The sequence below is a fragment of the Pseudomonas sp. ATCC PTA-122608 genome, from assembly GCF_001952855.1.
Lineage (GTDB): Bacteria > Pseudomonadota > Gammaproteobacteria > Pseudomonadales > Pseudomonadaceae > Aquipseudomonas.
In genome coordinates, this window is sequence record NZ_LPNO01000003.1 from 104,081 (window position 1) to 125,278 (window position 21,198).

Below are 21,198 nucleotides of genomic sequence, written 5' to 3' on the forward strand. Positions count from 1 at the left end.
ACTGCCCTGTTCGCGACAACCTTGCCGCTGGCACACGACTCCAAAAAATACCGAGCCCTGACGCAGTGCGACATGATCTGTCGCACGAGTGAATCAAGCTCTGTATCAGACCCCACGAGAGAACGCGATATTGAATAATCTGGAAGCCCTGAAGCTGGTGGAAACCACGTTCACCGAGATACTGAACGCCGACAAAGTGTCCGACCTGCAAAAGATACTGACGTCCGATTCCCTGCTGGAAAAATGGCAGATGGACCGCAACAAGTACCCAGAATTGCAGTTGAAGTTGACGGACCACGACATCAGTTCCCTCATGACTAAGGTTGGCAACGATCTTCGCTTGCATGCGGACCTCAGCGCCAAACTGGAAACTCCTCTGGAAAAGCTGCTCTACGCCCTGGTCTGGAAAAATGGCGACCTGCAAAAGGTGGCGCACATCATCAAAGGTGCAGCCGATGTCAGACCAACATCGCTGACTAACGGCCCAGGCCAGGTATTCAGACAGTTCGGCCGGCACCTGGCTGATCGCTCGGAATCCATTGTCGATCAGCACGTGCTTCGTGCCTTCGAACTCTATGAGCAGATCAACGACCCAGACTTTTCCAAGATCAAGACCATTCGCAAGAAGATCAACTGGGACAAGGATGTCGCCTGCATCGAACGCTACAAACGCTGGCTCTGCGAGCACTTCAAAGAGCGTCAGGATGCCGAACCTGGATTCGTGGTGAACATCGACATGGCGCTCTTCGCGCTCGGTCGAGCGGTAAAGATCACCAGCAAACGCGGCAACGGTGAAGCAGCGTAATACCATCACCATCGAGGACAGCGCCATGAAAACCTACAAAGCCTTTATGCAACGTGTGGTTGCCACCGCCGGCCCCCAAGCCAACTTCACCATCACGATTCAAGCGGTGACCTCTGCCATGGCAAAGGTCACCGCTGAAGCCCAGTACCCAGGCTACAAATGCCTGAACGCCCCCACTCAGGTGCGTTGAAGTTTTGCCAGCTCATCTTGCAGTTGCAGCGCCAGCCCACTGGTTCGCTGCACATTGCGACTCACCGCACCTTCAAATACGCCCGGACTGGCTTCGACCAGGCTGAACCATTGCTTGGCACGGGTGATGGCGGTGTACAACAGCTCCTTGGTCAGCACAGGGTTAAGCGCATCGGGCAATACCAGAGCCGTATGGTTGAACTCCGACCCCTGGGACTTGTGCACCGTCATGGCGAAAACGGTCTCAACCTCCACCAGCCGACTCGGCATCACGAAACGTACGCCGCCGCTGCCATCGTTTCGCGGGAAGGCCACACGTAGAACACGCTCTGCAGAGGGGCCTGGTACCCAGAGTGCAATGCCAATGTCACCATTCATCAAGCTCAGGCTGTAATCATTGCGGGTGACCAGTACCGGTCGCCCTTCGTACCAACCCTGATCCCCCGACAACAACTCACAGCGGCGCAGTTCGGCGGCCACTCGCTGGTTCAGCCCTTCAACCCCCCAGGGCCCGCGACGCAGCGCACAGAGCAGGCGGAACTCATCGAACGCGCCCAATACTTTGCCAGCCCAACCGGCCCAGAGGGCACTGTCCCAGGGAGTGTCTTTCGCAGGACGCTGGTCTCGTAGCTGCTCAAGGTAATGGCGATAACCAGGAGCATCGCCTTTGCCGTTGATAATCAACTCGGTGAGTGCGGCATCATGCTCGCCTCGCAACTTGAGGTTGAACAGCTGAGGCAATTGCTGATTAAGCAGGCTTCGTGCTTCGGCGGCATTTTTCTCATTGACCAGTTTGGCCAGACGCCCAATGCCCTGCTGGGCGTCGAAGCGTCGGGAGTAGCGCAGCATGACGGTTTGCTGGGCCAGCGGATCGCCGGCACCGACTGCCGTTTGCAACCCCGGAGCGCTGACCGACTCGCCACTGTGGGCTTCCAGCCAGGCCACTGTTTGCTCGCTATAGCCGCCGGCTTCAGCGTTGCGACAAAGGTCGCCCAACACGGAGCCTGCATCCACCGATGCCAACTGATCCTTGTCACCCAGCAGGATCAAGCGCGCCTGGCGAGGCAAGGCATCGAGCAGGCAAGCCATCATTTCCAGGTCAATCATCGACGCTTCATCGACCACCAATACATCCAGTTCCAGTGGCTTATCCCGGTGGTGAATGAAGTTGCGCGAGTCCGGTCGACTGCCCAGCAATCGGTGCAAAGTAGAAACATCGGTCGGAATCGCCTCACGCACCGGGACGCTCACAGGCAATTCACGGACTGCCTTGCCGATGGATTCGGACAAGCGTGCTGCTGCCTTGCCGGTGGGGGCGGCGAGGCGAATGCGTAGCGGTTTTCCTTCCTCCACGGCCGGTGTTTGCAGCAGCCCCAGCAAGCGCACGACCGAAGTGGTCTTGCCGGTGCCGGGGCCGCCGGTGATGACACTGAAATTGCCTCGTGCCGCCAGCGCACAGGCAATTTTTTGCCAGTCGCTGCGGCGTTCACCGTTAACTTCGAAGGTGTCAGGGAACAAGGCATCGAGCCGACTGGAAAGTTTTTCCGGTGTTACCGCGTCCACGCTCAAGCGGGCACTCAACGCCTGGGCAATGTTGCGCTCGTAGTTCCAGTAACGACGCAGGTACAGGCGCTGTCCGGTCAACACCAACGGCCGTTGCGGAAAACGCTGTGCCCCGTCCCGATCCTCCACCAGCGGGCTCAAGGCCAACGCCCGGCGCCATTGCGCGACATCCAGGCCCAGCAACCATTGCGACGGTAATTGGCCGCCCTCCTCCCCTTCAGGAGGTAACGACAACACAAAGTCAGGCGCTTGCAGGGTAGCGACCAGATCTAGGCAGGAATGCCCGCGACCCAGTTGATGACTGGTCATCGCGGCGGCCAACAACACACTGGCCTGGGCCTGAGGATCCTGTTCAAAAATGAAGGTGGCGAATGAGCGATCCAGTGCGCGCAACCAGCCTCGGCTCACCCAATTGTCGAGTTGATGCAGCAGCTCGCTGCTGTCGGCATCGCCAACGAACAACGGCGGGTGATCAACGTTGCGCTGGCTGTTGCTCAGTTGCTTAAGGGTCTGGCTCATGCGCTGACCTCCGCGTGTTGGCCCATGAAGAGTTGGTCCAGTTGTTCAATCAACTGCCGTGGCGGTCGTTCGAAATGCACACCATGGGTGGGCGCCTGGTGCCCACGGACGAACAGGTATACCGCCCCGCCCATGTGCTGTTCGTAGTCATACCCCGCAAGGCGCAGCTTGAGCTGACGATGCAACGCCAGCAGGTAGAGGCACAACTGCAGGTCGTAACGTTTGTTCAGCATGGTCTCGGCCATCGCCTCGGCGTCGTAGGCCTGATCGTTACCGCCCAGCCAGTTGGACTTGTAGTCCGCCACGTAGTAGCGCCCTTGATGCTCAAAGGTCAGGTCGATGAAGCCCTTGAACATGCCGTTCAACTCGTTGGCGGCCAGTACTGGACGCGGTGCACCACCCAACGTGTATTGGCGCACCAGTGCATCAAGGCGCTGAACGTTCACTGACCGGCTGGAAAACCAGAACTCCATCTCCACCTGATAGGTGCTCAGGGTCGAGAGTTTGCATTGGGTACCGTTGAACCGCAGCGGTGCATTCAGATAGCTGCCCAGCCAGGCGGACAGTGGCTCGATCCAGGTTTCCCAGTCGCGCAGGTTGCAGCGTCGGGCAACGGTGTTATGGAGGGTTATTGGATCTCCAGCGGTCTTGGCAAAACCTTCGCGACCGGCCCATTCGAACAGTCCATGGAGAAAGGTGCCAGGTCCTGCGCCCCGAGGGAAACCGTGAATCCCGGCCCCTGCCGGCAAGGCTTCAGCTTCGTCCTCTTCCTGCAAGTTGGCTTCCAGCGCGGTCGCCGGCTCCAGGCTGATACCCGGCTCCGCCCCCATCAGGACATATCCGTCGGCAATGGCCAAGGCCGAGTAACTGGCAATCCACCAATTTGCCGCGAGCTTGTGCAAGGGCCGCAAGGCTGGCCCCACCGGTGGTGGAGTGGGTGCCGTGTGGACATTTTCCGATGGTGCTGGCGCTGCGCACACCTCAATGTCCGGGCAGCCACTGGCCAGTGCCTCGACCACGCCGGGCAGACTCTCTGGGGCTATCGGCTTCTCCCCCGCCAGCATGTAACCCAGGCCTGCCTTATGCAGATCTGTCGATTTTCCTCCGGTCTTAAATCCCTTGGGCGCTACGCAGATCCAGGTGGCGTAACGGGCTCGGGTCAGGGCAACGTAAAGCAGGCGCATTTCTTCGCCCATGCGCTCATCGTTGGCACACCCTTGTGCCGTCTCGGCCTGTTTACCTTTGGCCAGCTCGATGACCAGATCCATGTTGTCGTGAAACATCGGCGGTGTTGTGCTTTTGCCATCGATCTCCCTTGCGCTACAGGCGAACGGCAGCAGCACCAAGGGGTATTCCAGGCCTTTGGATTTGTGCACGGTGATGACCTTGATCAGGTCCGAATCGCTTTCCAGGCGCAGAATTTCTTCTTCGCTCTGGCCATCCACCTGCTCGGCCAGATGACGGATCAGCGCATGCTCGCCATCGAGTTCGGCGGCGCTGCGCTGCAACCACTCGGCCAGGTGCAACAGGTTGGTCAGGCGACGCTCCCCCTGGTCTTCCAGAAGCAAACGGGCCGGGACCTTGAACGTGGCAAGCAGTTTTCGCAGCATCGGCAGCACGCCCTGTTGCTGCCACAACACGCGAAAATCCCTGAACAGCAGAACCTGTTGTTCCCAGAACAGCTCATCCTGATTCAATTGCTCCAGGGTCTGCCATGTCAGCCCGACGCTGCGGGTCGCCATTGCCGCTCGCAGCAGCCGATCGCTGGTGGGTTGAGCGCAGGCACGCAAGATATACAAAAGGTCCTTGGCCTCTTCGCTTTCAAAGACCGAGTCTCTGTCGGAGAGATAGACGCTGGCCAGTTGCCGATGGGCCAGGGCTTTACGGATGGCTTCGGCCTCCTTGCGATTGCGCACCAGAATGGCGATATCGGCGGGCCGCAGAGCAACGAATTCACCGTTGCCCTTCAGTAAACCGGAACGCTGGGTTGCAGCGGGATCAAGCCAGGCCTGAATCGCCGACGCCGAAGCTTCAGCGGCTTTACGCAAGTAGGTGGCGTTATTGATCACACCCTCGGTTTTCAGCTGCCAGAACGTGAGGGCCTGTTGATTCGTACCGATGACCTGCAGCACATCCTCGCGCCCATTGGCATGGACGCTGATGAACGGTACCGGGTTGTCCTGATCTTGCGTGGCAAACCGAAACGCGCCCCGAGGCTGGGCTTCGGCGTAGCGGAAGCAATGGTTGGCCGCCTCGACCATCGCCTTGGTGGAACGATAGTTGGTCCCCAGTGTGTAGTGACGGCCAGCCGTGGCTTTTCGCGCCTGGAGGTAGGTGTAAATATCCGCACCGCGAAAGGAATAGATCGCCTGTTTCGGGTCGCCAATCATGAACACGCCGCAGTCATCCAGGTTGTCGGGAATGCGGTAAATGGTTTCGAAGATCCTGTACTGAACCGGGTCGGTGTCCTGGAATTCATCGATCAGGGCGACCGGATACTGCCTGCGAATGGTCTCGGCCAGACGCGGGCCCGACGGGCCTTGCAAGGCCTGGTCAAGGCGATTGAGCAGGTCGTCGAAACCGATTTGCGCCCTGCGCACTTTCTCGGCATTGAACGAACATTGCACCTCACGCAGTGCATGCAGCAGCAGTTGCGCGCGCACCTCGGTTTTTGACTCCAGATGATCGACCCACGTATCGATGGCCTGAAAAGCGGGGTGCACGCTGACAACGCCGCCTTTGTTAACACTGAACCGGGTTTGCCCACACTTGCGAACATGAGCACAGGCTTCGTCTCCCAGGCTCCATTTCGCGATTTCACCAAGCATCTGCTCGAAAGTTTCGGGAGTCTTGGTTGGATAGGATTTTCCGCTCAACTTCGTTCGTACATCACGCAGCAGCGTATTTATCCCGGCGACATCTCGCGACCACTCAGCTCTGGCACGGTCCTCAAGCGCAACACATCGCTGCTCCCAATCGATAGGGGACTGCAGAAGCGCATCCAATCGTGCCGGAGCGCTGATCGATGCCCCTGCCTGCCGGAACTCCGCGTCTGCCCGCGATAGAAGAGGACTGAGCGCCTTCTGTAGATCAGTCGGGGTTTTGAAGCAATCGGCCACCACCTTGGAGAGCGCCGGTGACAAGGCATAGAAATGCCGACGCCAATAATCCCTGACCACCTCCGCCAGCAGCTCGCTCTGGTCGGTTTCCAGTGTTTGAGTAAACAGGCTGCCACTGTCGAAGGCGTGCTCACGCAACATCCGATAACACCAGCCATGAATGGTCGAGACCGCCGCCTCGTCCATCCACTCACCTGCCAGTTGCAACCGGCGCGCGCAATTGGGCCATTCCTGCGGCGGGTAATCGGCACGCAGTTGCTCCAGTAAATTGTCGTGTTCGTGATCAGGCTCCAGGAAGCACAGCGCCGCTTCGGTCAAGCGCGCACGAATACGGTCGCGCAGTTCCTGGGTCGCGGCATCAGTAAAGGTTACGACCAGAATCTGCGGAGGTGTCAGCTGATCCTTGAAGGCGGCCTCGCCTCCATGACCCAACACAAGGCGCACGTACAACAAGGCGATGGTGAAGGTTTTGCCGGTACCGGCACTCGCTTCGATCAGTCGGCTGCCATGCAAAGGAAAGTCGAGGGGGTTCAGATTCAGCGGATTCATTGGTCGCTCCCTGCGCGGCTCGAAGAAAGATGATTGAACAGGCCGCCATACAGGCGCTTGGCCCATGAGGTGAAATGACCGGAGGCGCACAGTTGGTCGAAATCCGCGTACGCACGGCGCAAGGCGAAGGAGCTATCTGCCTCGCCAGAGCGCATGTACCCGCCCTCGAACGTCTCGCGGGCCTTTTCGGACGCCGAGTCGTTGTCTTCCCCGCCCTCCTTCGCTTCTTCGAGCCAGGCGAATGCGCTTTTACAGGCGATCGGCAGCGGTTCACGCATGCCCGCCACCCAGGCCTCGAGCAGCGACTTCAACTGCTTCTGCGCGTCTTGCGGGGCCATTGGCCGGAACACCACGTCTCCATTCAAGCTGACCAGAATCGAGGTGCAGCCCGGCTCACTCAGCTGCAACGCCAGATGGCGCACCCAGGGACGAACCAGGTTGTGCCAGCGCCAACTGTCGTCGTTGCACAGCTTCTTGCTGTCCAGCTGCAAGTAGGCACGCTCACCTTGGGCATTGCGGCGAATACCGCCCAGCCAGTCACTCAATCCCGGGGCCGATTCGTGGGCGGCGATCGTTGCGGCGGTTTGGCCCTCCTCGACCTCCGGCCACGCCTGCAACTGCACGTGGTAACGCTCGAGCATATCCGGCAGCGGCTCGGCCAGGGCCGATGCGCTCAACGTGCCGAAGCCGCCCAACGGCAACTTGCCTTCGCGCTGCAAACGCTGAAGGTGCAGATCAAGCTCAGCCCCGGCGCCTTCAGGCTGATAATCCTCTTCAACCCAACGCTTGAGCGCCTGGCTGAGCCGGTCCTGGTGCTGCCAGTTCTCAAGGCCGTCGAGCTGAAAGGTTTCGTCGTCGCGGCTGGTCAATTCGTCATTGTCGAAGTTGACCTTGAGCCGTTGCTGGAAGAACGCCCCGACGGGGTCGCGCACAAACCCGGCCAGTTGGCGCAGGGTTAAAGGCGTGTCTTGGGCGAGTGCTGGCAACAGGTTTTCCGATGGCTGCTGATCTGGCGAATCATGCACCTCACGCCATTCGTGAGAGTAAGTGAACAGCCCGTCCGGCCCCGGCTTGTCGGCAAAGTAGGCGGCGCTGAAAGGCTGTAGCGGGTGCTCCTGGGTCAAGGCATGCAGCAATTTGCCAGGCTGCGCCAAGCGCCAGCCGCTGGACAGGTGATCACGCAGTTGCCCGATCAGTACCGAAGGTACGCGCTCACTGTTGTCGCGGATGTTGCGGCCAACCCAACTGACATACAGCTGCTCCCGGGCCGACAACAAGGCCTCCAGTAACAGGTAGCGGTCATCCTCGCGGCGCGAGCGATCGCCGGGACGGTAATCGTTGCGCATCAGATCGAAATCGACTGGCGACTGTTGGCGCGGATAATCGCCATCGTTCATGCCCAGCAGGCACACCACTTTGAAAGGGATCGCACGCATCGGCATCAACGTGCAGAAGTTCACCGCACCGGCGAGAAAACGTTGCGACAAGCCGCCATCCTCGATGCCGGATAGCCAGGTTTCATGCATCACGCTCAGCGGCAAAGGCTCGTTGAATTGCGCGGACTCACAGGTGCGCAGCCAGTCATCGAGCAGTTTGAGCAACTGGTTGACCAGTAATTCTTCGCCATCCCCCACCGGACGGAAGAACACCTTCAACAGCGATTGCAGGCGCTCGACCCAGAGCACCGGTGTCGCTGGCTGCTGCAGGTCTTCGCGGGCGACTTCCAGGTGATCGAGCAGGGTCAACAAAGGCCCTGCCAATGCCGCCTCCAGCCCGGACACTTCATCGTAAGGCTCGATGCCATTCAGCTCGGGCCCTTGGCCGGCTGCGTAGCCCAGCAGCATGCGGCGCATCCCGAAACGCCAGGTGTTTTGCTCAAGGCCTGCGGGCATGTCCAGGCTCTCGCGCTGTTGCGCATTGAGTCCCCAGCGCACACCGGCACCATCGATCCAGCGCTGCAGGATCGGCACATCCGCTTCCTTGATGCCGAAGCGCGCCCGCAGCGCCGGCACATCCAGCAGGTCGAGAATATCGCTGACGGCGAAGCGGCTATGGGGCAGTTTGAGCAAGTGTTCTAGGGCGATCAGCAATGGCTGGCGGCCACGCTGCCCCTGGTCGGCCAGGGTAAAGGGCAGATAACGAGGGTCATGACGCGGCACCTGACCGAACACGGCCTCGATATGCGGTGCATACGCATTGATGTCCGGCACCATCACAATCACATCACGCGGGCTTAGCTCAGGATTGGCACTGAAGCGAGCAAGCAACTGATCGTGCAGCACTTCCACTTCACGTTGCGCACTGTGGACCACGTGAAAGCGTACCGAACGATCCTGTGCAACATCGACAGGGCCCCATACTTCGCGGGTTTCAGCCAAAGGGCGCAATTCAAGAATGTCGCTTTGCAATTGACCTAGGAGGCTTGAAGGTGGCTCGTCATTGAACAGGTCGATACGTCCGCCGTTCAGGCCCTCGAACAGGTGTCGATAACTAGTCGGCTCGTCATAGTGGTCGAGCAAATTGATGTAGTCGCGACCTTGCTTACCCCACGCGGCGAGCAAAGGCTGGCCATGTTGGCTCGTCGCCATAGGGGCACTTCTGTTTGGCTGACGGCGATAGGCATGGCCCAACAAATGTTTGTCAGCGACGATATCGCCCCAATGGTGGCGACAAGGGTTGTGCACGCACAGCAAAACCTGGCTGTAGCGCGAGAGCATGGCCAGAGCTTCGAGAACCTGTGCCGGCATAGACGAAATACCGAACACCACCACACGCCGAGGCAACCCAGCCGGGGCCTGCCCTGCTTCACGCAGGCGTGCGACAAAACGCTTGTGAACACCGGCACGGCTCTGCTCAAGAGCGCCCTCGCCAACATCCGCCAATACTTCACGCCACAGCTCCGCCTGCCAAAGGTTGTCGGGATCCAAAGGTTTCACACCGCCTTTGATTTGCTTTAGCTGATCACGCCCGGCCGCCCAGTCCTCCAGCCAATCGGCTCGATAGACCTGATACTGATCAAACAGGTCCGCCAGCCGCTCGGAGAGTTGGTAGAGTTTGCGCTGATCGTCATCCTCCTGAAGGAATCGCCGCAAACTGCTGAAATTGGTTTTACTTAGTAATTGAGGCAGTAAGCGCATGAGTCGCCAACTCAGTGCCGCCTTGTCCAGCGGGGAGGACTCTGGTGTCGTCTCAGCCCCCAATACAGACCTGTAGGTCTGCCAAAGGAAACGCGCAGGAAGTTGCACATCCAACGCTGCTGCGATACCGCAGCCACCGTTATCAGGATCTTCAGCCAGCGCCAGCTTCAACCATTGGGCAATGCCATTGCTGTGCACCAGCACGACTTCGTTTTCCAGCGGGGCCAACGGGTAGCGCTGCATCCAGCTCACCGCTAGCTCACGCAAATCGTCCAAGCGATTGCCGTGAATAATCATGAAGCCAGGCTTCAACGAGTCCGCATCCTGCATACGCCACCCTCAGATCTGAATACGCAGCTCTGTGGTGCAGAGCAGCAAAAGGCCATCACTTTAAAACGATATGGTTACACGCCACCAGCCCGAAGAAGGTCAGCACAACCATCCACAGGAGCCGAGCATAGGTTGCCCAAGGAGGAGAGCAAATGCTGGTTGTTTGCACAGGTCAACTTCTCACGCACATACCCAACCGTTTCTGCTGAGACGACAGTTAGAAAGAAATTAAAAGGCGGAAAAATCTGTGCTGTTTATTGACAGCCCACGGCCGGATACCCAATTCCACCAACGGCAAGTGATGCTCAAATGAAACAGCTCAAAATATCCAACGTCTCTCGTAGATCAACAGCTCCTAGATGACTTTTTAGGGGCAAACAACTCTCCGAATTGGTCAAAATCTCATTCAAAAAAAATTCAAACCTATATCACCTCTGTGAACGCCCACCGCATCAACTGCGGCAGGGATTTTGGCGTGCCGGCTTCTTTGGCTCAGTACGCTCATCACTTGAGAGGATTTACGTATGTATACCCCTTGCCCTAGCTGCAACTCTGGACGTGTCGTAACGAAAAATATCGGTAAGCAAACGGGTGGTTTGATTGGCGCTGCAGGCGGTGCAGTCAGTGGGGCCGCCGGAGCCCTGTCGGGAGCGGAAGCCGGTGCAGTACTCGGCATAGTCGGAGGGCCTGTTGGGATCGCTGTGGGCAGCATCGCTGGCGCCATACTTGGAGGGCTGTTTGGTGGTGCTGCCGGCGGGATCGCTGGGGCCACGCTGGGTGAACAGATTGATGACAGGGTGCTGGATAACTATCTGTGCCTGGAATGCGGTTACAGCTTCAGTATCAACCGTTAAGTCTTTACTCAATCCCCCTCCGTTCTCACGCACTCGTACAGGAATATCCGCATGAAATATCACAAGCTAATAGCCGGTGAAACGACCGGTACCTATGTCATGGACTCCCCTGTCACCGAAGCTGACATCCTGCAGATGGCTCAACAACTGGCGATGAGTCGCCTAGCTAAAGGTCGGGCCCTGACTGAACCGAAGCAGGTCTTCAGCCACCTGCAAACACTGCTGCGGTACCACGAGCACGAAATCTTTGCATTACTGCTGCTCGATACCAAACACCGGGTGATTGGTTTCAGGGAGCTATTCCGGGGCACGCTGGATGGTGCCAACGTGTATCCAAGGGAAGTGGTCAAGATAGCCCTAGAGCACAATGCCGCGGCCGTAATTCTGGTTCATAACCATCCCTCCGGTGACCCGGAGCCCAGCCAAGCCGATCGAACCCTTACGACCACCCTCAAGAACGCTCTCAACTTGGTTGGTACCCGGATATTGGATCATGTGGTGGTGGGTCATGAAGGTTGTGTTTCGTTAGCAGAACGAGGTTATCTGTAACTCCGAGGTCACTGCGGCCGATAGACTCCCTTGGCCGATGCCGAGGGGCTATCGGCACTGTTAGCTCTCACTTAATTTTTTGTCTGCCCCCCTGTACTTTGCTCCGGCTGCAGCCAAAGCCATGGTTGGAGACAATCCAGGTTAGGCTACTGTAGGAATCCGTCGATTGTGCTGGCGCGATCATGATGCTGCGGAAGAGACGATTAAGCAGGGGTGTTCTAGCCTCGATGTGTATTGAATAACCTAAAGAAAGCGGCTGCTCTCAAAGTTGAAAATTACTTTCAGAAATAACTCCATAAAACCTAAAAGACTGCCTCACTTGCAAGCAGAGTGAGTTCTCAGGGAAGAATGATCTAAATGTCTAATGAAAGAGTGATCCATCCGCCCTTGCTTGAGCACGCAAAATTAAGGCAGCCACTGACCGCTGGCGAGCAACAGGTTTTTCAGATGTTCAACCAGAGTCTTACGCCCGATTGGGAGATTTACATTCAGCCCCATTTGAATGGCTTACGCCCGGATTTCGTTCTGTTGAATCCGAAGGTTGGCATCGCGGTGTTCGAGGTGAAAGACTGGAACCTGAACGCCATGAGGTACTTCACAAAGTTGGATGAATGGGGACATCCGACGCTCTGGGCTGAGAAGGACGGAAAAGAGTTCTGCCTCCAGAGCGAGAATCCTGTCACCAAGGTAAATCTTTATAAGAAGGAAATTTTCGACCTTTATTGCCCACGTATTCAGTCAGAGAGAGGATGGGCAACTATAACCGCGGGTGTCATTTTCCCTTTCGCACCGGCGGAGCAGGTCAAAGTCCTCCTGTCTCCTTTCTTAAAGACAACGCAAGGTGACGATCACGCAAAATATCAACCAGTCAGCGGTTTCAGCGAAATTTCAACAGGAAATATGGAGCTCGTATTCCCGGAAGCCAGCCGCAGCCACTCCTTCCTCATGTCAGAAGATTTGGCTAAAGATCTACGCAGCTGGCTTGTAGAGCCGGACTTCTCATCGACGCAGAGGGCGCCTCTGACCTTGGATCGTAACCAGCGGTCTTTAGCCGAAACTCGCACTGAATCCGGCTATCGTCGGATCAAAGGGCCGGCAGGCTCGGGGAAGTCCTTAGTGCTTGCGGCACGTGCCGCGAGGCTTGCTAACGAAGGCAAGTCTGTACTGGTCGCTACTTTCAACATCACACTTTGGCATTATTTACGTGACCTCATCGTTCGCGACCTCGATGCACCAAAACAGATAAGGAATGTTCGATTCACTCACTTCCATTTGTGGTGCAAGCACGTCTGTTATGAAGCGGGATGGGAGCTGAGGTATGACGCTCTGTGGGCCAACGGCCGAGAGGATGTTCTGAATACCGAATTACCACTTTTGGCAGCAGAAGGTGTCATGCAGCCAGGGGCTTCACGATACGATGCCATTCTAGTTGACGAAGGGCAGGATTATCGCCCGCTGTGGTGGGATGTATTGCGCAAGGCCTGCAAACCGAGCGGAGAGATGCTCTTAGTCGCAGATGCGACGCAAGACATTTACGGCACTGCTAAAGCGTGGACAGATGACGTGATGAAGGGAGCCGGATTCCCAGGGGGACGCTGGGCGCAGCTTAGTGTCAGCTACAGATTGCCTCCAGATGCGCTAAACCTTGCACGAAGTTTTGCGGAGATGTTCCTTCCTGAAGATGTCGTCGATTTACCGCAGCCAGAGCAAGGATCACTTGATCTGTACCCGTGCCACCTTCGCTGGGTGCAATGTAGCCCGGATAATGCCAAGGTGGTTTGTTCGGAAGAAATCCTCGCCCTGATGCATCAGACCGGAAAGAACGGTTTGGCCAATGCTGACATCACCATGCTGACCGGAAATATGGCATCTGGGGCCGAGGTGGTAAGTCGTCTCAATGAATACAATATTCGCGCTGTTGATACGTTTGGTTCTGACCATCGCCGCAGGAAGATGGGCTTTTATATGGGCGATGCCAAGATCAAGGCAACCACCTTGCATAGCTTCAAGGGATGGGAGTCTCGCCTACTGGTCGTCTATGTGACAGAGGCTGCAAATGCGCAAAGCTTGGCGCTAGTCTATGCAGGCCTGACGCGGCTGAAGCGGAGCCAAGAAGGAAGCTGGCTGACGGTCGTTTGTTCCGCGCCTGAACTGAACAGATTCGGAACGTATTTCCCAGACCATGCTATTGGCGGGTAATGGCTAATCAGGAGATAAACATTGAGCCGAGGGGGGATAGTCATCCAATCGATACATCTCCCCGGTTTAGATCCGACTGGTCACGGTAGGGTGGCAGTTACCTGCCACCCCGCTGAAACGTGCGTGCTGCGCTGATAAAAACCATTGAATAGCTTCTATCCTTGCGTCCTGCAGTCATTCCTTCATCTAAAATTCCTCTTCGGGAATTGCCCAACGAATCCCATTTTCCATGATTCGCTCGCTTCGGCCAGGAAGCGCCAAAGACTAAGTTTCGACCGCCTAGGTCGCGCACCGTACGGAAATACGCTAAGTCCGCTACAACCATGCCTCGCAGAGCGTTTCTGCCTGATTGAGCACCAACTGCGCCGCTTCCTCTGCTTGATCCGGCGGATACTTGTACTTGCGCAGAATCCGCCGTACCAGGATACGCAATTTGGCCTTCACGCTTTCACGACTGCTCCAATCAACACTGACGTTGGCCCGCAAGCTGGCGGTCAGCTCGTGGGCAATTTTTGCCAGGATCTCGTCGCCCAACTCGCGCACCGAGGACTCGTTATTGGCCAATGCATCGTAAAACGCCAGCTCGTCATCATTGAGTCCCAGCTCATCACCGCGCTTGCTAGCGGCAGCGAATTTCTTGGCCATTTCGATCAGTTCTTCAATGACCTGAGCGGTTTCGATAGAGCGGTTTTGGTAGCGTTTGATCACATTGGCCAGTAACTCGGAAAACTTCTTCTCCTGGGCGAGGTTAGTGCTGTAACGGCTCTTGATTTCGCCTTCGAGCAAACGCTCCAACAGTTCTACCGCCAGGTTTTTCTCTGGAAGATTGCGCACTTCGGCGAGAAACGCGTCGTCGAGCAAGCCAATATTGGGTTTGTCCAGGCCCACCGCCTCGAAGATGTCCACCACGTCGCCAGAAACCACGGCATTGCCAATGATCTGACGAATGGCCAATTCTCGCTCTTCATCAGTCTTTTTCTGCTGACTGACTTCACGCTTGATCAAGATCACTTTGATCGCCTGGAAGAACGCAACTTCCTCGCGCACTGCCTTGGCTTCATCCAAGGTGCAACAAAGGGTAAAGGCCTTGCCCATGGCCAGCGCGCTGTCAGCAAAGCGCTTCTTGCCGTCTTCCAGGCCCAGCACATGGTTGGCTGCCCCGGCGAGCAGCTTGTGGCCGCCGGCTAGGAAGTCACTGTAATCAAAGCCATGCAACAGGCTTCGCAGGATATCGAGCTTCTCCTCCAGCACTGAATAGGCTTCATGAGCATCCACTGTCGGCCGCCCTTTGCCCTTACTTCCGGTGTACTCCTTAAGCGCTGCTTTCAGCTCATTGGCGATACCGATGTAATCCACCACCAGGCCGCCTTGCTTGTCCTTGAAGACACGGTTAACCCGGGCAATGGCCTGCATCAGGTTATGGCCCTTCATTGGCTTATCCACGTATAGGGTGTGGACGCAGGGTGCATCAAAGCCAGTCAGCCACATATCACGGACGATGACCAACTTGAGAGGATCAAGCGGATCCTTAAAGCGTTTTTCCAGACGCTTTTTTTGCTGTCCAGAGTAAATGTGCGGCCGCAACAAGGCCTTGTCCGAGGCACTACCCGTCATGACGATCTTGATCGCGCCTTTTTCGGGATCTTCGTCGTGCCATTCTGGACGCAAGGCGATGATCTCGTTGTACAGGTGCACGCAGATCTCGCGGCTCATGGCCACCAACATGGCTTTGCCGGGCATCTGCCCCACGCTTACCAGGCCCTGATTACGCTCCTCAAAATGCGCGACAAGATCTGCCGCAACGCTGTGGATCCGAGGTTCGGCCCCGACCACCTTTTCCAGTGCGGCCCAACGGCTTTTCAGGCGAGACTGCTGGTCGTCCTCTTCATCTTCAGCAAGCTCATCGACCTGATCATCGATGGCAGGCAGCTCACTGTCTTTCAACGACAATTTGGCCAAACGCGATTCGTAGTAGATGGCGACAGTTGCGCCATCCTCAGTGGCCTGTTGCATGTCGTAGACGTGAATATATTCACCGAAGACCGAACGTGTATCACGGTCTTCGCTGGATACCGGCGTACCGGTAAAGGCCACGAAGGTGGCATTTGGCAGCGCATCGCGCAGGTGCTGGGCATAGCCCACCTGGTAACGGGTCTGGCTCTCGGTGGTCTGCGAACCCTCCGACGTTTTCATTTCGGCGCCAAACCCATACTGGGTACGGTGCGCTTCGTCGGCGATGACCACGATGTTCGAGCGGTCAGACAGCACTGGAAAAGTGTCTTCATCCACTCCAGGCATGAACTTTTGGATAGTGGCGAACACAATGCCGCCACTTGGGCGGTTGGCCAGCTTGGTGCGCAAATCACCGCGTGACGCCACTTGAACTGGCTGTTCGCGCAGAAGATCCTGGGACAGCGAGAACACACCGAACAACTGGCCATCCAAGTCGTTGCGATCGGTGATAACCACGATGGTTGGGTTCTCCATCGCCGTTTCCTGCATCACCCGGGCGGCGAAACAGGTCATGGTGATGCTCTTACCCGAGCCTTGGGTGTGCCAGACTACCCCGCCCTTCTGGGTGCCGCCGGGACGCGAGGCGATGACCACCTGCTGAATGGCGGCTCGCACGGCGTGGAATTGGTGATAGCCGGCAATCTTCTTTACAAGCCGACCGTCATCTTCAAACAACACGAAGTAGCGCAGGTAGTCGAGCAACATCTCCGGGGCCAATGCTCCACGCACCAGGGTTTCAAGCTCGTTGAACTGCCCCAACGGATCGAGAGTCTCTCCGTCGATGGTTCGCCAGTTCATGAAGCGCTCAGCATCTGCCGACAAGGAGCCCATACGGGCTTCGCTTCCGTCGGTAATCACCAGAATTTCGTTGTACTGGAACAGATCCGGGATTTGTTCCTTGTAGGTCTGAATCTGATCGAAGGCTTTGCCTAGGTCGGCCTTCACATCCGCTGGGTTTTTCAACTCCAGCAACACCAATGGCAGGCCATTGACGAACAGGATGATGTCCGGGCGCCGGGTATGTTTCGGCCCTAGGATGCTGAACTGATTGATGGCCAGCCAGTCGTTAGCCTTAACGTCGGCCCAGTCGATCAGGCGGACGAAGTCGCCACGAGTCTCGCCGTCTTTTTGGTACTGCACCGGTACACCGCTGACCAACATACGATGGAACAAACGGTTGGCAGACAGTTGTACAGGCAAACCAAGCTCAAGCACTTGCTTGAGGGCATCTTCACGCGCGGCCAGTGGCACCTTGGGATTGAGCTTGGCCATGGCGCTGCGCAGACGCTCGGTCAGGACCACCTGACGGTAGTTGCCACGCTCTGGGCTCTCGCCATCATGGGCGATAGTCGGCCCGTATAGGTAGGTGTAGCCCACCTCTGCCAGCCAGCCTAGTGTTTCCTGTTCCAATTGGTCTTCGGTCATTTAGAGCTCACTTCCTGTGTCCAGTTCATCTACCAGCTCGGCCTCGATTTCGGCAATGCTTGGCAGGTTGCGCCCTAGTATTAGGGCAGGTCGCGCAGGGGTTTATATTCAGCGACACCAATAGGCTTATCGTCGTCAGCCTTGATCAGCGCGTCCACGGCTGTCAGGTATCCGCAAAGAGCTGAAGCATGATCTCTTCCCGCCATTTCTCTAAGAAAACCAATGCCTTTTGCCGGGTGAAATCCATCGGCGCCCGGCGTGATGGACCGTCGCCGAGACAGTCCCACAACCGGACAGCGGAATTGAACAACTGATCAGCCCTCAGTCCATCGTTTTCCGTTACTCCCAGTAGTACAGGAGCGACATAGCTCCAAGCCGTCCGCACAAGCTCTCTTCTGTGAGGCTCCTCCCCAAGAAACTCCCCAAAAAGCCACCAGGGTGCTTGCAAAAACAGCTGGTCCTCCAACTCTTGGATCAAATAGGTGCTGTCGACTGCACCACGCAGAGGATCGTACTCATCAGCAAACCACGGTAAATAACGTTGACGACTTAGGCTGAATAGGCATGTCTGACGCTCATCTTGTAACATGCTCCGATAAAGGTTGAGCAAGCGGTCTTCATCCGGTGATAGCCATCCAGACAGATCGGCCTTACAAAAATTTTTCTCCATCAAATTCTCACCTCAACGGCCATTCTCGACCACTTCGGTGGTAGTGGGGCATGAATTCGGTGATCAGCAGACGTCATAGATTGGCAGCCTTGGCCAATGCTTTGGCTTCTGGCAAGCGCAACTTGCCGGAGATCAGACGCGGCAGCAGGGTATCGCGTAATTTGGTTAGGGTTTGGGCTTGGCGTTCGTTTTCGATCAGGCGCTCGAAGAGAGGATCTGCAACGTTCGCGAAAGCGACCAATACCTTAGCTGATGGCACCAATGCCGGAATTGGACGGAACGCCTTTTTGCTAATCTCCATAAAAGTCGAGCCATTGGCGCGTGCTTTGATGCCTTCCATGTTCTGCCGGCACCAGAACAACATGTACAGTGGTGACAACTCGCCACCGGACGGAATGGCAATGTACCCCTGGTTCACCGCGATAGGCATTTGTGCTATTGCCAAATAGCCAATTGGTGCACGAGAAGACAGCAATAAAGTACCCGCAGGCAGTAACCCCGAACTCACTTTCGCCAGCCCTAATGTCGAGAGCTTACGTTCCGTACTTAGCAATACTGGAGATTGCAGTCCTGACAAATCTTTTGGTGTTGTCCAGGCGTACTCAGCCGGCTCCCAAAATCTTGAATCTTTGGTATTAGGTGTACCACCGCCAATGCAATCGACAGCATCACCAATCGGCTTAACAACCCACCCTCTTGGAATCAACCCCAGCTCGGACTGTTCAAAGCTATCAGGAAACATCGCGGCGATGTCGGCGTCCATGCCCTCAGGGTCAAGCCCTTCTGCCTTAGCGTGCACTGGGTCGAAATCGACAAACCAGGATTTGAACAGCGCTAGTGCGATAGCTTCCAGAGTAGTGTTCGTTTCGCGTAGCAGAGTGATACGGTCGTCAAGGGCTTTGAGTGTTTGAGCCGTTGTTCTCTGCTGATTTATTGGCGGCAGAGAAAGCGGCACCTTTCGCAACTCACTTTGCTTGATGCCAAGCACAGTTGTGCCTGTAGAACGGGACTTTAATTGTTCTAACATTTCCTCTGTTTGTAGCAGATACAGAAGATATGAATTATCAAGAATCCCCTCTTTACCCCGTAAAGTAACTACTCGCTGAGCTAAAGCAATTTTTTCTGGGCCAAGCTGAGCGACTTCTCCTAGCGGAGCTTCAACCGTAAGTACAACATCGCCCTCTTTAGGTATCCCACGCCGCATCCAGGAATCGTAGTTATCCACGGCGATGAATTCGGTAGGTTTTTCGATACGCCCACCCTTGATGATCTTGGCGGTAATCAGCGGGATTCCTTCACTTGTCTTCTCAGGAGTTTTTCCTCGGTAGTCGATGAGAGCCTCAAGAAAGTTTTCCAAAGGTGCAAAAGTCCACTCAGAACTCATAGCCCAGCCCTCCGAGCTTCTGACGGATCAGTTGGTCCAATTCTGAGCCTTTGGCCAACTGCTCGCCTAATAGTCCTGTGAGGCACTGCATCTTGTTAGCAAAGGCTTCGTCGTCGTCCTCCACCTCTTCGGTGCCGACATATCGGCCTGGGGTCAGCACATGGCCATGCTCGGCAATTTCAGCTAGGGGCACGCTGCGGCAGAAGCCGGCCAAGTCGGCATATTCGCCAACTTCACCGCCGACATCCATCGGCACTCCACGCCAATTGGCGACGGTCTGGGCGATGCGCTCAATGTCGGCATCGGTCAACTCGATCTGCACCCGGCTGACGTTAGTACCGAGTTTGCGTGCGTCGATAAACAGCACTTCGCCGGGACGGGCAATTTTCTGCTTGGCAAGGAACCACAGACAGGCTGGAATCTGGGTGTTGAAGAATAGTTGGCCGGGCAACGCGACCATCACTTCCACCACATCGGCCTCAACCATGGCCTTACGAATCTCACCTTCAGTGTTCTGATTGGAGCTCATAGAACCATTGGCCAACACGATACCAGCACGGCCGCTGGACTTAAGGTGGAACAGCATATGTTGCAGCCAGGCGTAGTTGGCATTGCCTTGCGGCGGCGTGCCATAAACCCACCGCGGGTCGCCTTCCAGGCTACCGTGCCACCAGTCGCTGATGTTGAACGGCGGGTTGGCCAGGACGAAGTCGGCGCGCAGATCGCTGTGTTGGTTGCGGATGAAGGTATCGGCCGGCTCACGACCTAGGTTGAAGTCGATGCCGCGAATGGCCAGGTTCATCGCCGCCAAACGCCAGGTAGTCGGATTGGACTCCTGGCCATAGATAGAAACGTCACCGAGCTTGCCGCCGTGGGCTTCGATGAACTTTTCCGACTGTACGAACATGCCGCCCGAGCCGCAGCAAGGGTCGTACACCTTGCCATGGTGCGGGTTCAGTACCGCCACCAGGGTTTTGACGATGCTGGCTGGGGTATAGAACTGCCCGCCGCGTTTACCTTCCGCGCTGGCGAATTGGCCAAGGAAATATTCATAGACCTGGCCCAGGAGGTCGCGGGCTTTGTTGGCGTCGCTGCTAAAACCAATGATGGAAATCATATCGACCAGTTCGCCGAGCTTGCCATCCGGCAACTGGGCGCGGGCATAGCGCTTGTCGAGAATGTTTTTTAACTGTGGGTTTTCTGCTTCGATATCGGCCAGGGCTTCATCAATGCGCTTGCCGATATCGACTTGCTTGGCGTTAGCACGGATAGATTCCCAACGCGCCCCTTCCGGTACCCAGAACACATTCACTTCTTTGTAGTAGTCGCGCTCTTCGAGCTCTGCGGCTAGATAAGTCGGATCTTCACTGCCCAGGTAGTAGTCATCGCTGGCATCGGCAAAACGACGCTCAAGTTCGGCGCGACGGCCGGCAAAGCTATCGGAGATGTACTTGAGGAAGATAAGACCGAGGACGATGTGCTTGTACTCGGCTGGATCCATGTTGGCCCGCATCTTATCGGCAGTGGCCCACAAGGTCTTTTCCAAGTCTTGCAAGGTGCTACTGGTGGCACTCACCGCTGCTTTGCGGCCTGACTTCTTTTTCAGCGGCTCTGATTCTAGTTCGGTACCGTTTTCGCTTGGCGAAAAACGCGCCCTGGCCTGATTAAGTGCCTGCTCGGCGAGGCTGTTGGTGGCCTGCTCGGCCCCCTTTTGATCCGTCATGGAGAATTCCCTAAATTCGGCACAGATAAATGCGCGGTAAAAAATGAAAACCCGGCCATAGAGGCCCGGGAGAGGATTGGCAGCATCATAACTGGTGGATGGTTTTTCGTCTGACTCCCTCAGCACTCATCGACGCAATGACTGCTTCGGCTTATGCAACTCATGATGCC

Annotated in this window: 12 protein-coding genes; 5 read left to right on the forward strand and 7 right to left on the reverse strand. The window is 56.5% G+C overall.

Annotated elements, in window-relative coordinates; all coding sequences use genetic code 11:
• Window positions 1–130: 130 nt before the first annotated feature.
• The gene (locus AU074_RS05080) at window positions 131–805 is read left to right on the forward strand and encodes a hypothetical protein (protein WP_076013784.1); all 675 of its coding nucleotides are present in this window, start codon (window positions 131–133) and stop codon (window positions 803–805) included.
• A complete protein-coding gene (locus AU074_RS34025; RefSeq protein WP_076013785.1) occupies window positions 792–995 on the forward strand; it encodes a hypothetical protein in 204 nt (67 codons plus the stop codon). The genes AU074_RS05080 and AU074_RS34025 overlap by 14 nt, the downstream gene beginning before the upstream one ends.
• On the opposite strand, the gene recD is transcribed toward AU074_RS34025, so the two are convergent.
• From recD to recC, 3 genes are read right to left on the reverse strand one after another with little or no spacing between them, the layout of a single operon-like run.
• A complete protein-coding gene (gene recD, locus AU074_RS05090; RefSeq protein WP_076013786.1) occupies window positions 983–3,076 on the reverse strand; it encodes an exodeoxyribonuclease V subunit alpha in 2,094 nt (697 codons plus the stop codon). The two genes, AU074_RS34025 and recD, sit on opposite strands and share 13 nt — an antisense overlap.
• Complete coding sequence (gene recB / locus AU074_RS05095) at window positions 3,073–6,744, reverse strand: exodeoxyribonuclease V subunit beta (protein WP_076013787.1); 3,672 nt, start codon at window positions 6,742–6,744, stop codon at window positions 3,073–3,075. Before recB ends, recD begins: the two co-directional genes overlap by 4 nt.
• A complete protein-coding gene (gene recC, locus AU074_RS05100; protein ID WP_076013788.1) occupies window positions 6,741–10,211 on the reverse strand; it encodes an exodeoxyribonuclease V subunit gamma in 3,471 nt (1,156 codons plus the stop codon). Before recC ends, recB begins: the two co-directional genes overlap by 4 nt.
• Window positions 10,212–10,735: 524 nt before the next feature.
• On the opposite strand from recC, the gene AU074_RS34390 reads away from it, so the two are divergent.
• The 3 genes from AU074_RS34390 (at window position 10,736) to AU074_RS05115 (ending at window position 13,813) form a co-directional block, all read left to right on the forward strand.
• The gene (locus AU074_RS34390) at window positions 10,736–11,065 is read left to right on the forward strand and encodes a hypothetical protein (RefSeq protein WP_076013789.1); all 330 of its coding nucleotides are present in this window, start codon (window positions 10,736–10,738) and stop codon (window positions 11,063–11,065) included.
• A 51-nt stretch (window positions 11,066–11,116) separates the two neighbouring features.
• Window positions 11,117–11,614: a DNA repair protein RadC gene (gene radC / locus AU074_RS05110; protein ID WP_076013790.1), complete on the forward strand. Its 498-nt coding sequence runs from the start codon at window positions 11,117–11,119 to the stop codon at window positions 11,612–11,614.
• Between the two features lie 357 nt (window positions 11,615–11,971).
• Window positions 11,972–13,813, forward strand: a complete 1,842-nt coding sequence (locus AU074_RS05115) for a nuclease-related domain-containing protein (protein WP_076013791.1) — start codon at window positions 11,972–11,974, stop codon at window positions 13,811–13,813.
• Between the two features lie 315 nt (window positions 13,814–14,128).
• Here the strand turns inward: AU074_RS05115 and AU074_RS05120 are convergent, their stop codons facing one another.
• The 4 genes from AU074_RS05120 to AU074_RS05135 form a co-directional block, all read right to left on the reverse strand.
• Window positions 14,129–17,251: a type I restriction endonuclease subunit R gene (locus tag AU074_RS05120; protein WP_076013792.1), complete on the reverse strand. Its 3,123-nt coding sequence runs from the start codon at window positions 17,249–17,251 to the stop codon at window positions 14,129–14,131.
• A gap of 163 nt (window positions 17,252–17,414) precedes the next feature.
• Window positions 17,415–17,921: a hypothetical protein gene (locus AU074_RS05125; RefSeq protein ID WP_076013793.1), complete on the reverse strand. Its 507-nt coding sequence runs from the start codon at window positions 17,919–17,921 to the stop codon at window positions 17,415–17,417.
• A 73-nt stretch (window positions 17,922–17,994) separates the two neighbouring features.
• A complete protein-coding gene (locus tag AU074_RS05130) occupies window positions 17,995–19,305 on the reverse strand; it encodes a restriction endonuclease subunit S (RefSeq protein WP_076013794.1) in 1,311 nt (436 codons plus the stop codon).
• On the reverse strand, window positions 19,295–21,028 hold the full coding sequence (locus tag AU074_RS05135) for a class I SAM-dependent DNA methyltransferase (RefSeq protein WP_076013795.1): 1,734 nt from the start codon (window positions 21,026–21,028) through the stop codon (window positions 19,295–19,297). Before AU074_RS05135 ends, AU074_RS05130 begins: the two co-directional genes overlap by 11 nt.
• Between the last annotated feature and the right edge of the window lie 170 nt (window positions 21,029–21,198).